The 12,998-nt window shown below is 73.8% G+C and carries 11 protein-coding genes; 3 read left to right on the forward strand and 8 right to left on the reverse strand.

Annotation, left to right across the window (positions count from 1 at the left end; translation table 11 throughout):
- Nucleotides 1-135 precede the first annotated feature (135 nt).
- From KMS84_RS12065 to KMS84_RS12085, 5 genes are read right to left on the reverse strand one after another with little or no spacing between them, the layout of a single operon-like run.
- Complete coding sequence (locus KMS84_RS12065) at nt 136-1,389, reverse strand: styrene monooxygenase/indole monooxygenase family protein (protein WP_256916158.1); 1,254 nt, start codon at nt 1,387-1,389, stop codon at nt 136-138.
- Between the two features lie 35 nt (nt 1,390-1,424).
- Nucleotides 1,425-2,081, reverse strand: coding sequence for a GTP-binding protein (locus KMS84_RS12070; RefSeq protein ID WP_256916159.1), 657 nt, complete (start codon nt 2,079-2,081; stop codon nt 1,425-1,427).
- Nucleotides 2,062-2,502, reverse strand: coding sequence for a DUF742 domain-containing protein (locus KMS84_RS12075; protein ID WP_256916160.1), 441 nt, complete (start codon nt 2,500-2,502; stop codon nt 2,062-2,064). Before KMS84_RS12075 ends, KMS84_RS12070 begins: the two co-directional genes overlap by 20 nt.
- A complete protein-coding gene (locus tag KMS84_RS12080; protein WP_256916161.1) occupies nt 2,499-3,002 on the reverse strand; it encodes a roadblock/LC7 domain-containing protein in 504 nt (167 codons plus the stop codon). Before KMS84_RS12080 ends, KMS84_RS12075 begins: the two co-directional genes overlap by 4 nt.
- The gene (locus KMS84_RS12085; protein WP_256916162.1) at nt 2,999-5,773 is read right to left on the reverse strand and encodes a sensor histidine kinase; all 2,775 of its coding nucleotides are present in this window, start codon (nt 5,771-5,773) and stop codon (nt 2,999-3,001) included. The genes KMS84_RS12080 and KMS84_RS12085 overlap by 4 nt, the downstream gene beginning before the upstream one ends.
- A gap of 356 nt (nt 5,774-6,129) precedes the next feature.
- On the opposite strand from KMS84_RS12085, the gene KMS84_RS12090 reads away from it, so the two are divergent.
- A complete protein-coding gene (locus KMS84_RS12090; protein ID WP_256916163.1) occupies nt 6,130-6,921 on the forward strand; it encodes a hypothetical protein in 792 nt (263 codons plus the stop codon).
- A gap of 94 nt (nt 6,922-7,015) precedes the next feature.
- Here KMS84_RS12090 and KMS84_RS12095 read toward each other — a convergent pair whose 3' ends face one another.
- A complete protein-coding gene (locus tag KMS84_RS12095; RefSeq protein WP_438818923.1) occupies nt 7,016-7,498 on the reverse strand; it encodes a MarR family winged helix-turn-helix transcriptional regulator in 483 nt (160 codons plus the stop codon).
- A gap of 155 nt (nt 7,499-7,653) precedes the next feature.
- The gene (gene lon / locus KMS84_RS12100; RefSeq protein WP_256916164.1) at nt 7,654-10,074 is read right to left on the reverse strand and encodes an endopeptidase La; all 2,421 of its coding nucleotides are present in this window, start codon (nt 10,072-10,074) and stop codon (nt 7,654-7,656) included.
- Between the two features lie 190 nt (nt 10,075-10,264).
- Here lon and KMS84_RS12105 point away from each other — a divergent pair, with 190 nt between their 5' ends.
- Entirely contained in the window at nt 10,265-10,921 is a 657-nt protein-coding gene (locus tag KMS84_RS12105) for a GNAT family N-acetyltransferase (RefSeq protein ID WP_256916165.1), read from the forward strand.
- A gap of 131 nt (nt 10,922-11,052) precedes the next feature.
- Entirely contained in the window at nt 11,053-12,072 is a 1,020-nt protein-coding gene (locus KMS84_RS12110; protein ID WP_256916166.1) for a DUF5954 family protein, read from the forward strand.
- Between the two features lie 59 nt (nt 12,073-12,131).
- Here the strand turns inward: KMS84_RS12110 and KMS84_RS12115 are convergent, their stop codons facing one another.
- Entirely contained in the window at nt 12,132-12,905 is a 774-nt protein-coding gene (locus KMS84_RS12115) for a rhomboid-like protein (RefSeq protein ID WP_256916167.1), read from the reverse strand.
- Nucleotides 12,906-12,998: the final 93 nt, after the last annotated feature.

A 12,998-nucleotide genomic window follows, 5' to 3' on the forward strand; every position in this document is an offset into this window, starting at 1 on the left:
GAACCGCCGGAGGGTCTCCCGCGCCGACCGGCGCGGCCGGCCGGCCTCCGGCCGGTCCGCGCGAGGGGGCCTCCTGCCGGCGCAACCCCCGCGCGCGGAACCGGTCCTGACGTCCGACCAGGGGTCGCGGGTCCGTCAGGCCCCGGTCAGGGAGCCCAGGTAGGCCGCCGTCTTCTCCGGCTCGTAGAAGAAGTCCTCGAAGTCGGACGGGTCGTTGAACGCGTTGGCGAAACGATCGGCCGCGGGCTGGAGCTGCCCGGCCGCGCCCAGCAGGTTGACGATGTGCTCCGGCGGCGGGGCCAGCATCGCGTTGGTCCACTTGGTGACGTGCCGCGCGGTGTCCCAGTACCGGTCGAAGGTGGCGCGCATCCACTCCTCGTCGAACTCCTTCTCCCCGCGCTCCAGGATCGACGCGAGGTAGGCGGCCGCGCACTTGGCGGCGGAGTTGGAGCCCTGGCCGGTGATGGGGTCGTTGGCCACGACGACGTCCGCGACGCCGAGCACCAGGCCCCCGCCGGGGAGGCGGCCGATCGGGTTGCGGACGGTCGGCGCGTAGCGGCCGGCCAGGGTGCCGCCGGCGTCGGTCAGTTCGACCCGGGTGGCCCGCGCGTACTCCCAGGGCGTGAACCTCTCCATGAGCTCCAGCGTCAGGGAGAGGTGTTCGGCCGGGTCCTTGACGCCCTGGAAGACGTCGAGCGGGCCGCCGGGTATGCCTTCCCAGAAGAGGATGTCCGCGCGGCCGGACGTGGTGAGCGTCGGCATGACGAACAGCTCGCCGACGCCGGGGACGAGGTTGCAGCGGACCGCGTCGGTGTCCGGGTGCTCCGGGCGCGGGCCCAGGCCGTGGACGTAGGCGACGGCGAGGGCGCGCTGCGGCTGGGTGTACGGGGAGCGCTCGGCGTCGCGGCCGAACATCTGGACGAGTTCGCCCTTGCCCGCCGAGACCAGCACGAGGTCGTAGGCGCGGGAGAAGTAGTCGAGGTCGGAGACGGCCGCCCCGTGGATGACGAGCTGGCCGCCGCGCTGGGCGAAGGTCTCCATCCAGCCGGCCATCTTCACCCGCTGGTCGACGGACTGGGCGTACCCGTCGAGCCGGCCGAGCCAGTCGATCGCGCGCTGGGCGGGGCCCGGGTCGTGGGAGCCGGGGGCGGCGACGGAGACGCCGAGGCCCTCGATCCTCGGGGCCTGCTGCTCCCAGAAGTTCAGCTGGAGGTCGCGCTCGTGCTGGAGGGCGGTGTGGAACATGCACTGCGTCGACATGACGCGCCCGGAGCGGATCTCGTCCGCGGTCCGGTTCGACATCAGGGTGACCTCGTACCCGTGCGACTGGAGGCCGAGGGCGAGCTGGAGACCGGACTGGCCGGCTCCGACGACGAGTATCTTCCGCATGCGGGGAACTCCTTGGGGGCCCTACTCGGGGGGCCTTACTCGGGGGTTTCGTCGAGCGCGTGGCCCACCAGGGCCAGGAGGGTCTCGATCACCGAGATCCGGCGCCGCGCATCCATGATCATGACAGGTATGTGTGCGGGGACCGTCAGCGCCTCCCGCACGTCCTCCGGCTCGAACAGCTCGCTGTCGTCGAAGTGGTTGACGGCGACGACGTAGGGCAGTCCGCAGCTCTCGAAGTAGTCCAGCGCGGGGAAGCAGTCCTTGAGGCGACGGGTGTCGGCCAGCACGACCGCGCCGATCGCGCCGCGCACCAGGTCGTCCCACATGAACCAGAACCGCTGCTGGCCCGGCGTGCCGAACAGGTACAGCACCAGGTCGTCGTCGAGCGTCAGGCGGCCGTAGTCCATGGCGACCGTGGTGGTGGTCTTCTGGGGCGTGCCGCTGAGGTCGTCGGTCTCCTCGCTGGCCTCGGTCATCAGCGCCTCCGTCTGGAGGGGCTCGATCTCCGAGACGGCGCCGACGAGGGTGGTCTTGCCGGCGCCGAAGCCGCCCGCTATGACGATCTTGGTGGCTATGGGGGCGCGGGTGCGGTCGGTCTGCCACGGCTGAAGGGGTTCGTCGGGCTCGGTCACGGGCTCGACGAGGGGGGCGACGCCAAAGGAGGAGGCGGCGTCAGAGACGACGGAGTCCACTCAGCACCCTTTCCAGCAGAGCGCGGTCGGGACGGCCCGTACCGTGAGCGGTACCGGTGCCGTACACACGGATCTTTCCCTGGTCCGCGAGGTCGCTGAGGAGCACCCGGACCACGCCGAGCGGCATCTTCAGCAGCGCGGCGATCTCGGCCACCGTGCGCATACGGCGGCACAGTTCGACGATGGCCCGCAGTTCCGGCATGACCGTGGACTTGAGCGAGCCGTTCGTCAGTTCGCGGCGCTCCTCGGGGGCGTCGAGCGCCGCCGTGCTCGAGACGAAGGTCTCGACCAGCAGGACGTGCCCGAAGCGGGTGCGTCCGCCCGTGAGGGAGTAGGGGCGCACGCGGGCCGGTTTGCGGTCTCCGCCGCGCACGGGGAGCACTTGCCTGTCGCCCTGGGGCTGCATCGGCACGGCGTTCATCGCACGCTCCCCGTCGGCTCGGACTCCAGGGACTTCCGCAGCTCGCTGCGGAGTTCCGGAGTCAGGACGTGTCCGGCGCGGCCCACGAAGAGCGCCATGTGGTAGGCCACCACGCTCATGTCGCAGGCGGCGGAGCCGTGGACGCCCAGGAGCGAGCCGTCGCTGATCGACATGACGAAGAGGCTGCCCTCGTCCATGGCGATCATGGTGTGCCTCACCCCGCCGAACGCCATGAGCTTGGCGGCGCCGATGGTGAGGCTGCCGATGCCCGACACGATGGTGGCGAGGTCGGCCGAGGAGCCGCGTGGGCCGGAGGGTTTGGTCTCGCGGGCCTGGCGGGCCTCGTCGTTGTGGGCTGCGTCCGAGGACAGCAGGAGCAGGCCGTCCGAGGACACGACGGCGACGGACTGGATGCCGGGGACCTCCTCCACGAGGTTGGTCAACAGCCAGTGCAGGTTACGGGCTTCACTGCTCAGTCCGAAGGTACTGGGCGCGGTCAACTGCTTGCCTCCTCGACTGTGCCCCCCGTGTCTTCTTCGGCGTGTGCGTGTGCTTCTTGAGTTGCTTTTCGCGCGGTGTCACGTGCTGCGTCGCGTACTGCCTCTTGGGACGGGACCCGGTTCTGGCCCGTCTTCTCGGCGATCTCCGCCTCCACCTCGCGGTAGCCGGCCTCCGCCCCCCGGCGGAAACCGCCCAGACGGCGGCGGAGGGCGTCCGCGTCGACGGAGCCGGTCCGCTGGCGCGGGGCGTGGGCGGGTGCGGTGATCCTGGGTGTGCGCTTGGGGAGGCCCTTGTCGGTGAGGGGTTCCTCCGGGACGTCGGGGGTGCGTGCGTGTTCCGTCCCGGCGTCGCCCGCGACGGCCTCGCCGGCGGGTGCGGGCGGCTCCTGGGACGCGTCCTCGCGGTCGGCCGCGGGGGACGCGTGGGCGTGCTCGTCCTGCGCGGCGCCGGGCTCCTCGGGAGGGCTCGGCAGCAGGAGTTCCATGGTCGTCTCGGCGGGCGACTCGGCCGGGCTCTTCGCCTGCCGTACGGCCTTCTCGGCCAGGGCGACCAGCGGATCGGCCGACTTCGAACGGCCCGGCAGGACGTTGGAGTTGGCCTCCGCGTCGGCGCCGGGCAGGACGAAGGCGGGGGCGGCGGCCGCGGACGGCGCCGAGGAGGGGACGGCGGCGGCGGGGGCGGCGGCGAGGAGCTGGGTCGGCAGCACCACGACGGCGGCCACCCCGCCCTGCTTCTGCTCGCGCAGCCGCACGCGCACCCCGTGCCGGTGGGCCAGCCGGGCCACCACGTACAGGCCGAGGCCGAGTCCCTCCTCGCCCTCCTGGTCGTAGGGCGTCTCGGGGTCGAACGCGGTGAGGCGGTCGTTGAGGCGGCCGAGCCGCTCGTCGGGGATGCCGATGCCCTCGTCCTGGACGGAGAGCATGACCTCGCCGTTCTCCAGCAGCCAGCCGGAGACCTCGACGGGCAGGTCCGGCGGGGAGAACGAGGTGGCGTTCTCCATGAGTTCGGCGAGCAGGTGGGAGAGGTCGTCGGCGGCGAAGCCCGCCACGTGCGCGTGCGGGGGCAGCGCCGAGATGCGCACGCGCTCGTAGCGCTCGATCTCGCTGACGGCCGCGCGGACCACGTCGACCAGCGGGATGGGTCCGGCGTGCTGCTGGACGTGTTCCGTGCCGGCCAGGACCAGCAGGTTCTCGCTGTGCCGGCGCATGACGGTGGCGAAGTGGTCGAGCTTGAAGAGCGTGGCCAGCCGGTCGGGGTCCTGCTCGCGCTCCTCCAGGCCCTCGATGACGGCCAGTTGGCGCTCGACCAGGCCGAGGGTGCGCAGGGCGAGGTTGACGAACGTGCCGCTGATGCTGTCCCGCAGCCCGTCCAGCTGGGCGGCCGAGGAGTCGAGCTCGGCGCGCAGTTCCTCGCGGGCGTCGGCCATCCGCTGACGCTGGCCCACGAGGTGCTTGCGGTCGGACTCCAGGGTGGCGACCCGCTCGTGGAGGGCGACGGCGTGCTGGTGCAGGGCGTTGACGGAGCGGACGACCTGGGCGAACTCGTCGTTGCGGCCGGTGAACGCGACCGGCTCCTCGGCGGCGGGGTTCTCGGCCCCGGCCAGCCGTGCCGACCCCCTGCGCAGCACGGACAGCGGGCGGGTCAGGCTGCGCGCCATGCCGGTGGCCACGGCGACGGCGAGCAGCATCAGCGCGCCGAGGACGGCGACGCGGATCTCCAGGCCGGTGACGTCGTCGTCGCGCAGTCGGGCGAGGTCCTCGACGCGGTGGCCGTACAGCGAGGCCTCGGCCCCGCGCATCAGGTCGAGGCGGGCGGAGAGCGCGGCGTCCAGCTTCTTGACGCCGGTGTCGAGGTCGCGGCCGCTGAGCTCCGGCTGGTCGGTGAGGGCGGCGAGGTAGGCCTCGGCGGCGTCGACGTCGCCGCCGGTGACCGTGGAGTCGTAGGAGGCCACCGCGTCCTCCGGCGCGCCCTCGCGGAAGTCGGCGAGGGCCGCGTCGGAGCGCAGCCGGGCCTGCTGGGCGGCGGCGGCGAGGGCGTCGCGCTGCTTGGCGTCGGTGTCGGAGGAGACCTTCTCGGTGCTCGACCGGCCGGTGACGGGGTCGTAGGAGGTCTGTTCCTTCGTGGGCACGTTCAGCGCCGCGAGGAGCAGTCCCCGGGTCGCGGAGGCCTGCTGGACGGCGCTGTCGAGTTCGGCGAAGGCATGGGCACCCGATCCGGCGCGCGGCGGCGTCTGCTCGGCCAGGCGGTCGACGAGGACGTGGAGCGCGGCGATGACCTCGGAGTAGCCCTGGTGCGCCTGGAGCGCGGTGCTCCCGCCGGTGAGGGCCGACTGCCGCACGGACGGGACGGCGGCGAGGGCCTTGCGCAGCGCGGCGGAGACGTCCGTCTCGGTGACGAGCTCGCGCGCCTGGCGGTCGACCCGGGCGCCGCCCTGTGCGGAGGGCGCCTTCGACTTGACGCGGCCGGCCGCCACGTAGGCGGTGACCTCGTCGCGTTCGTCCGCGAGGGACTGGGCGAGGGCGAGGGCGTCCTGGCTCTGTTCGGCCAGGGTGACCAGGTCCTGGGAGTCCTTCAGCTGGCCGGAGGCGGCCAGGATCGAGGGCGCTCCGGCTCCGGCGATGGCGGCGGCCACCACGGCCACCGCGACGATCAGCCGGTTGCGCACATGGGTCGGGCGGCCCTTGCCGACAGGGGTGCGCTCCGCGCCCCCCTCGGTGGCCGTCTGACTGCCCGTACGCCGAGGCCGCGTCTTCTGCACCGGTGCTCGCATTCCTGACTCGTTACCCATGGGCCGGATATGACGCTCCGTCAACTGGCGCGTGCGTCCGGTACGGTTCCCGACCCTCCCAGTGCCGGTGTGCGGGGTCCGCGCATCGCTTGCCCCGCCACCCGAAGGAGTGAACATCGGAGGGGAGTTGGCGGGCAAGTTCCGCCGGCGTGTGCGGCGACCCCGCCCGGCAGGCCGGTTGGACGTGGGCGGCGGGCTTTGGCAGTATTCGCCGACACGTCTTCCCGGAGTGCTTCATTCCCACCCAAAGCAGGCGTCTGACCTGCGACGGCGCGCCCGTTCGGGGAGCGATGCCGGTCTTTCGCGAAGGCTGTGAAGGGCTCGTGCAGACTGGCGGGATGCGCACGGAACTTGTGTCGGACGGCGGCGATCCCGCCCGCCCCGACGAGGACTTCGCCGCTGTCGGGCTTCCCGCCGTTGGACAGGGCGGTTCGCTCGTCCTGCTCGACGGCGTGACTCCGCCGCGGGACGGCGCGGGCTGTCTGCATTCGGTCCCCTGGTTCACGGCACGGCTGGGCGGCGCCCTGACCGAACTGACCGTTTCACTCCCGGATGTTCCGCTGGCCGAGGCGCTCTCCCTCGCCGTTGCGCGTACCGCCGAGGCCCATGCGGCAACCTGTGACCTTTCTCACCCACGCACCCCGCAGGCAACCGTGGTGCTCGCGCGGTGGTCCCCGGAGCGCGTCGAGTACCTGGTCCTGTGCGACACGACGCTGCTGCTGGCGTCGCCGGACGGCAGGGTCTCCCCGGTGCGCGACGACCGGCTCGCGAGGCTGCCGCGCGCCCTGCTGCGCAGCGCCGACGTCGTGGACGCCACCCTGCGCAACAAGGAGGGCGGGTTCTTCACGGCCGCCGCCGACCCCGCGGTGGCCGCCCGCGCGGTGACCGGCTCCGTGCCGCGCCGCGAGGTCGCCGAGCTGGCCGCCCTGTCCGACGGCGCCGCCCGCTGGACGGAGCTCTTCCACGAGGGCGACTGGTCCGACCTGCTCGCCGTGGTCCGCGAGGAGGGGGCCCAGTCCCTGGTGGAGCGGGTCCGACGCCGCGAACGGGCGGACGACGCCGCCGGCCGCCCGCGCCTGGCCCGGGCGAAGACGCACGACGACGCGACGGTGATCTACGCGCGCCTGTGAGCGGCGGAGCCACCACGACCGCGACGGGGGCGGGAGCCGTTCCGCCACGGGAGCGGGGAGCCGGAGAACCGCGACGCGGCGGGCCGGGCCGGGGCTACTTCTCCATGCCGCGGTTCAGCTGGTGGAGGAGCCGGGCCAGCTCCGCGACCTCGGTGCGGTCCCAGTGGGAGAAGTGGCTGACGTACCGCTCGCGGCGGGCCTCGCGGACCCGGCTCACCCGCCTGCGGCCCTCCTCGGTGAGGTCGACCAGCCAGGCGCGGCCGTCCGCCGGGTCGGGTTCCCGCGCGATCAGGCCGAGCTGTTCCAGGGCCCGCAGCTGGCGGGACATGGTGGCCTTGCCGACGCCGATGTAGGCGGCGAGCTCCGTGGCGCGCCGGCGGCCGCACTCCTCCAGCCGGACGAGGAGCCCGTAGGCGGCGGACTCCAGGTCCGGATGGACCTCGCGGGCCATCTCGCCCTGGTTGGCGCGGGCGCGGCGCAGCAGCACCGTGAGCTCCCGCTCCAGGGAGAGGAACTCCCGGTCGCCCTGCTCCACACCGCGCGACGGCCGTCGGTCGTCGTTCGTGTCCTCGTGCACGTCAGCACCCCTGATCTCACCGGTCGCCGCGATCACGCAGCGCTCAAGTATTCCCCAGGCACGGGCCCGCGGCGCTTCCCAGGGCCATGTGCCGCGCACGGCGAAGGCCCGGGCCTCCCTCACGGGACCCGGGCCGCGCCGTCCCGCGGCGTCCGTCACGCCGCCACGGGAACCTCCGGCGTCGCGCCGTTCACGGCGGGCGCGAGCGCCAGTTCCAGGACCTGGCGGACGTCGGTGACCGCGTGGACGTCCAGCTTGTCCAGCACCTCCGCGGGCACGTCGTCCAGGTCGGGCTCGTTGCGCTTGGGGATGATCACGGTGGTGACGCCCGCCCGGTGCGCGGCGAGCAGCTTCTGCTTCACCCCGCCGATGGGCAGCACCCGGCCGGTCAGGGAGACCTCGCCGGTCATCGCCACGTCCGTGCGGACGAGCCGCCCGGACAGCAGGGACGCCAGGGCGGTCGTCATGGTGACGCCGGCGCTCGGGCCGTCCTTGGGGACCGCGCCCGCCGGGAAGTGGATGTGCACGCCCCGGTCCTTGAGGTCGCCCACCGGCAGTTCCAGTTCGGCCCCGTGGCTGCGCAGGAAGCTGAGCGCGATCTGCGCCGACTCCTTCATCACGTCGCCGAGCTGACCGGTCAGGGTCAGGCCCGCCGCGCCCGTCTCCGGGTCGGCCAGCGAGGCCTCGACGTACAGGACGTCGCCGCCGGCGCCGGTGACCGCGAGGCCGGTGGCGACCCCGGGGACGGCGGTCCGGCGCTCGGCCGGGTCCTGGGCGGACTCGGGCACGTGGTGCGGGCGGCCGATCAGGGCGCGCAGGTCCTCCTGCCCGACGGTGAAGGGCAGTTCCCGCTCGCCGAGCTCGTGCTGGGCCGCGACCTTGCGCAGCAGCCGGGCGAGGGACCGCTCCAGGGTGCGCACGCCGGCCTCACGGGTGTACTCGCCGGCCAGCCTGCGCAGCGCGCCCTCCTCCAGGACGACCTCCTCCGGGTCCAGGCCGGCCCGCTCCAGCTGCCGCGGGAGCAGGTGGTCGCGGGCGATGACGACCTTCTCGTCCTCGGTGTAGCCGTCGAGGCGGACCAGCTCCATGCGGTCGAGCAGGGCCTCGGGGATGGCTTCGAGCACGTTGGCGGTGGCCAGGAACACCACGTCCGACAGGTCGAGCTCGACCTCCAGGTAGTGGTCGCGGAAGGTGTGGTTCTGCGCCGGGTCGAGCACTTCGAGGAGGGCGGCCGCCGGGTCGCCCCGGAAGTCGGAGCCCACCTTGTCGATCTCGTCGAGCAGGACCACCGGGTTCATCGACCCGGCCTCCTTGATCGCCCGCACGATCCGGCCGGGCAGCGCGCCGACGTAGGTGCGGCGGTGGCCGCGGATCTCGGCCTCGTCGCGGACGCCGCCGAGGGCGACGCGGACGAACTTGCGGCCCATGGCGTGGGCGACGGACTCGCCGAGCGAGGTCTTGCCGACGCCGGGCGGCCCGACGAGGGCCAGGACCGCGCCGCCGCGCCGGCCGCCGACGACGCCGAGGCCGCGGGCGGTGCGGCGCTTGCGCACGGCCAGGTACTCGGTGATGCGCTCCTTCACGTCCTCCAGGCCCGCGTGCTCGGCGTCCAGGACGGCGCGGGCGCCCTGGATGTCGTAGGCGTCCTCGGTGCGGTCGTTCCACGGGAGTTCGAGAACGGTGTCCAGCCAGGTGCGGATCCAGGAGCCCTCGGGCGACTGGTCGCTGGAGCGCTCCAGCTTGTCGACCTCCTTGAGGGCGGCCTCGCGGACCTTCTCGGGCAGGTCGGCGGCCTCGACGCGGGCCCGGTAGTCGTCGGACTCCTCGGCCGCGTCCTTGCCGTCGCCGTTGAGGTCGCGCAGTTCCTTGCGGACGGCTTCGAGCTGGCGGCGCAGCAGGAACTCGCGCTGCTGCTTGTCGACGCCCTCCTGGACGTCCTTGGCGATGGTCTCGGCGACGTCCTGTTCGGCGAGGTGGTCGCGCAGCTGCTGGGTGGCGAGCTTCAGGCGGGCCACCGGGTCGGTGGTCTCCAGGAGCTCCACCTTCTGCTCGGTGGTCAGGAACGGCGAGTAGCCGGAGTTGTCGGCGAGCGCGGAGACGTCGTCGATGGCCTGGACGCGGTCGACGATCTGCCAGGCTCCGCGCTTGCGCAGCCAGGCGGTGGCGAGCGCCTTGTACTCCTTGACGAGTTCGGCGACATGACCGGGCAGCGGGTCGGGGACGCTCTGGTCGACCGTCGTCCCCTCCACCCACAGTGCGGCCCCGGGGCCGGTGGTGCCGGCGCCGATCTTCACGCGGCCGCGGCCGCGGATGAGCGCGCCCGGGTCGCCGTCGGCCAGCCGGCCGACCTGCTCGACGGTGCCGAGCACGCCGGTGCCCGCGTACGTGCCGTCGACGCGCGGCACCAGCAGGACGCGCGGCTTGCCCGGTTCCGAGCGGGCGGCGGCCTGTGCGGCCTCCACCGCGGCGCGGACGTCGGTGTCGTTGAGGTCCAGCGGAACCACCATGCCGGGGAGCACGACCTCGTCATCGAGAGGCAGCACGGGCAGGGTGAGCGGAGCGGACGTCGATGCCATGATCTCCCCTTCGGCAGTCAAGTTGAGCTATGCCGACTCAATGCACGTGAGCCCGTGAATGTTCCCCGCCCGTCCGCGCGTTCGCTGTGGGCGATCAAGGCTGTCGCGACGCGCCCTGCCGGGCGTACGGTGGACTGTAATAGGTCAACAGGCAATGTGACACTTACATGGCCGCACTCAGGGGGTCGTCGTGGATCGTTTCGTCCAGGCATGGGTGGAAGGGTGGGTCGTGTCGCGGGGGGCGGCTCCGCCCCTGGACGAGCCCTGGGGCTGGACCGTCGACATGGGAACGGGCTTCGAGCACGCCACCCGGCACGTCCTCGGCGAGACGGGCGAGGCGGTGACGGAGCCGACCGTGCGGAAGATCGCGGGCTCGGTGACCGGGTCCGGCGTCTGGCTGAAGGCGTTCGCCGATCCGGCCGTGGTCGGGCCCTGGCTGGGCCCCGGCTGGTGGATCGACCCCGAGCCCGGCTTCCTGATGACGGCCGCGCTCGCGGACACCCCGCCCGGCGCCGCCCCCGACGGCTACCGGATCCGCACGTGGGCGCGCGGCGGCGTCACGCGCACGATGATCGCCGCCCCGGACGGCTCCCTGGCGGCGCGCGGGCAGATCGCGCCGACGGGCGCCACGGCGGTCGTCGACCAGATCGAGACCGCCCCCGCCCACCGCCGCCGCGGACTCGGCGCCCTCGTGATGCGGACGCTGCACCACGCGGCGGCCGCGCAGGGCGCCCGGACCGGCATCCTCGGGGCGACCCCGCAGGGGCGGGCACTGTACGAGTCCCTGGGGTGGCGCGTCGAGTCCCCGCTGACCAGCGCGAAGTTCACGGGAGCCGCCCGAACGTGACGTCCGGCGGCCGTGGGGGCGCACCCCCGGGCTCCGCACGACGGGGCACGCCCCCCGCGCCCCCTGTCCGTACCTCGTCCGCTTCCGGCGTTCGCCCCGAACCGCGCCGGGGATCCGACCACAATGCGCGTATGACCGATGACTGGAAGCGACGTCTGGACGCCCTGCACGCGGAACTGGTCCGCCGGGACGACCCCGTCGCCTGGGTGACGGAGGCGGACGCCGTCGAGGCGTCCCGGCGCTATCCGCAGATCGCGCTGCGCGGGCCCGTCTTCGGCGTCGCCAGACTGGACGCGCGGGCCCCCGAGCCGTGCTGGCGTCTGCTGAAGCCGGTGGTCGACGGCATGCCCCAGCAGGCCCGGGACGGGCTCAACTCCCACCTGTGGTTCACGGCGAAGGACGGCACGGGCGACCCGGCCGCCCGGCGCGACCTGCTGGCCGCGGTCGCCGTGCTGGAGCGGGCCCCGGCCGACGAGGTGGAGGCCCTGGGCGTGCGCTACCGGGTGGTGCGCGGGGACGAGTTCGCCCGCACCGGCGAGGACGGCCCGGAGCCGCCCCGGCCCACCGACCCGCAGGCCCTCGCCGCGTCCTGGGAGGAGCCGTGCGCCGTCCGGTCCCCGGACGTGGACTTCGCCCTCGACCCCGACCGGGACGAGGGCCCGATGGCGGGCGCCCTGCGCCTGGGTCTGCGCGACTTCCGGTACACGGGCGTCCGCTTCCCCGCCGACGTGCGCACGGACTCCGCGCGGGCGGCCCGCACGCACCCGGACGTGGTCCGGCTGCCGGTCGGCTTCTCGGTGGCCGAACGGGACGACTCGGGCTGGACGCCCTTCGGCTCCCTGGCGGCCACCCCGCACGAGGCACGCCGTTCGCTGTACGAGGGGATGGCCCGCGTGTGGGCCATGCTGTACCGCTTCGACGAACGCAAGAAGGCCCTGTACGCGCGGGCCGCGGAGGCGTTCCGCAGTGCCGGCCGCGCCGACGAGGCGAGCGTGGAGGGCCGGGTGTTCCGGGTCTGCCGCGTCGAGCGGATGGTCCGGCTGGGCCCGGACGGCCCCGAGCCGCCCCGCCCCTCGGACCTCGACGAGTACGGCCCCATGAAGCTCCACCCGACGCTGCACGAGAACGGCACCGTCCAGTACGACGACTGACGGCCGCCGCCCGCGCCCGCCCGCCGGCCCCACGGGGCGGCACGGGGGCGACGGCCGGGTCAGGCCGCGGAGGCGACGGCGGCCGGGACGGCGGCCCGGTGGGCGAGGTCCCAGCGGCGCACCCAGGGCCAGGCGGCGACGCCTATCGTCAGCGCGATCAGATGGCCCCAGTCGGTCATGGGGTCGGTGAAGGCGAGCAGGTCCTGCACCAGCATGGCGCCGAAGGCGGCGAGCACGGGCCAGCGCAGCCAGGGCCGCAGCAGCCCCGCGAGCGCGCCCACGCAGGCGGCGACGCCGAAGCTGATGCCGTAGTCGAGGCGGTGCAGCGAACTGTCGGGCAGCCGCCCCGCCAGGACGGCCAGCCCGACCGGGACCTCCGTGGCGAGGGTGGCCAGGACGTGTCCGAGCAGGAAGACGACGGCCGTGCGGGCGCCGCCGACGCGCCGTTCCAGCGCGGTGAGGACGACCAGGAAGGCGAGCGTGAAGGGCGAGGTGAAACCGCCCGCCACCCACAGCGCGCTGGCGGCGAGCACCGCCGCGGGCGTCTGCACCAGGTGCGCCACGTCGGTGCTGGAGCCCTGGAGCAGGGTGGACACGAGCGCGGGGTCGAGATGGTCCGCGAGGTACGAGGTGACGGCGAGGACGGCCGCGTAGCCCAGGGTGAAGGGGACCGGGACCGCGAATCCGCGCCGGGGTCCGGCGCTCACCCCGGCGGGCGGCCGGACGCACGGCGGGGTGCGCTGACCCGGGATGCCGTCCAGGAACCCGGAGCCGTCGGGCAGATCGCCGGCGTCGGGCGGGGCCGGGCTCGTGGGGGAGGCCGTGCGTTCCACTGAGAGGCGCTCCTTCCGTTTCCCCCACCCTTCGCGGCCGCCCCGCGCGCTGTCTGTGACCGACGCCACGTGCGCGCCGATTCACAGGAAGCT

The organism is Streptomyces hilarionis (assembly GCF_024539675.1).
Classification (GTDB): Bacteria; Actinomycetota; Actinomycetes; order Streptomycetales; family Streptomycetaceae; genus Streptomyces; species Streptomyces hilarionis.

What these genes read in the sequence shown, in the direction of transcription:
- KMS84_RS12065 (WP_256916158.1), bottom strand. Translation starts at nt 1,389, where the DNA reads ATGCGGAAGATACTCGTCGTCGGAGCCGGCCAGTCCGGTCTCCAGCTC.
- KMS84_RS12085 (WP_256916162.1), bottom strand. Translation starts at nt 5,773, where the DNA reads ATGCGAGCACCGGTGCAGAAGACGCGGCCTCGGCGTACGGGCAGTCAG.
- KMS84_RS12090 (WP_256916163.1), top strand. Translation starts at nt 6,130, where the DNA reads ATGCGCACGGAACTTGTGTCGGACGGCGGCGATCCCGCCCGCCCCGAC.
- lon (WP_256916164.1), bottom strand. Translation starts at nt 10,074, where the DNA reads ATGGCATCGACGTCCGCTCCGCTCACCCTGCCCGTGCTGCCTCTCGAT.
- KMS84_RS12075 (WP_256916160.1), bottom strand. Translation starts at nt 2,502, where the DNA reads ATGAACGCCGTGCCGATGCAGCCCCAGGGCGACAGGCAAGTGCTCCCC.
- KMS84_RS12110 (WP_256916166.1), top strand. Translation starts at nt 11,053, where the DNA reads ATGACCGATGACTGGAAGCGACGTCTGGACGCCCTGCACGCGGAACTG.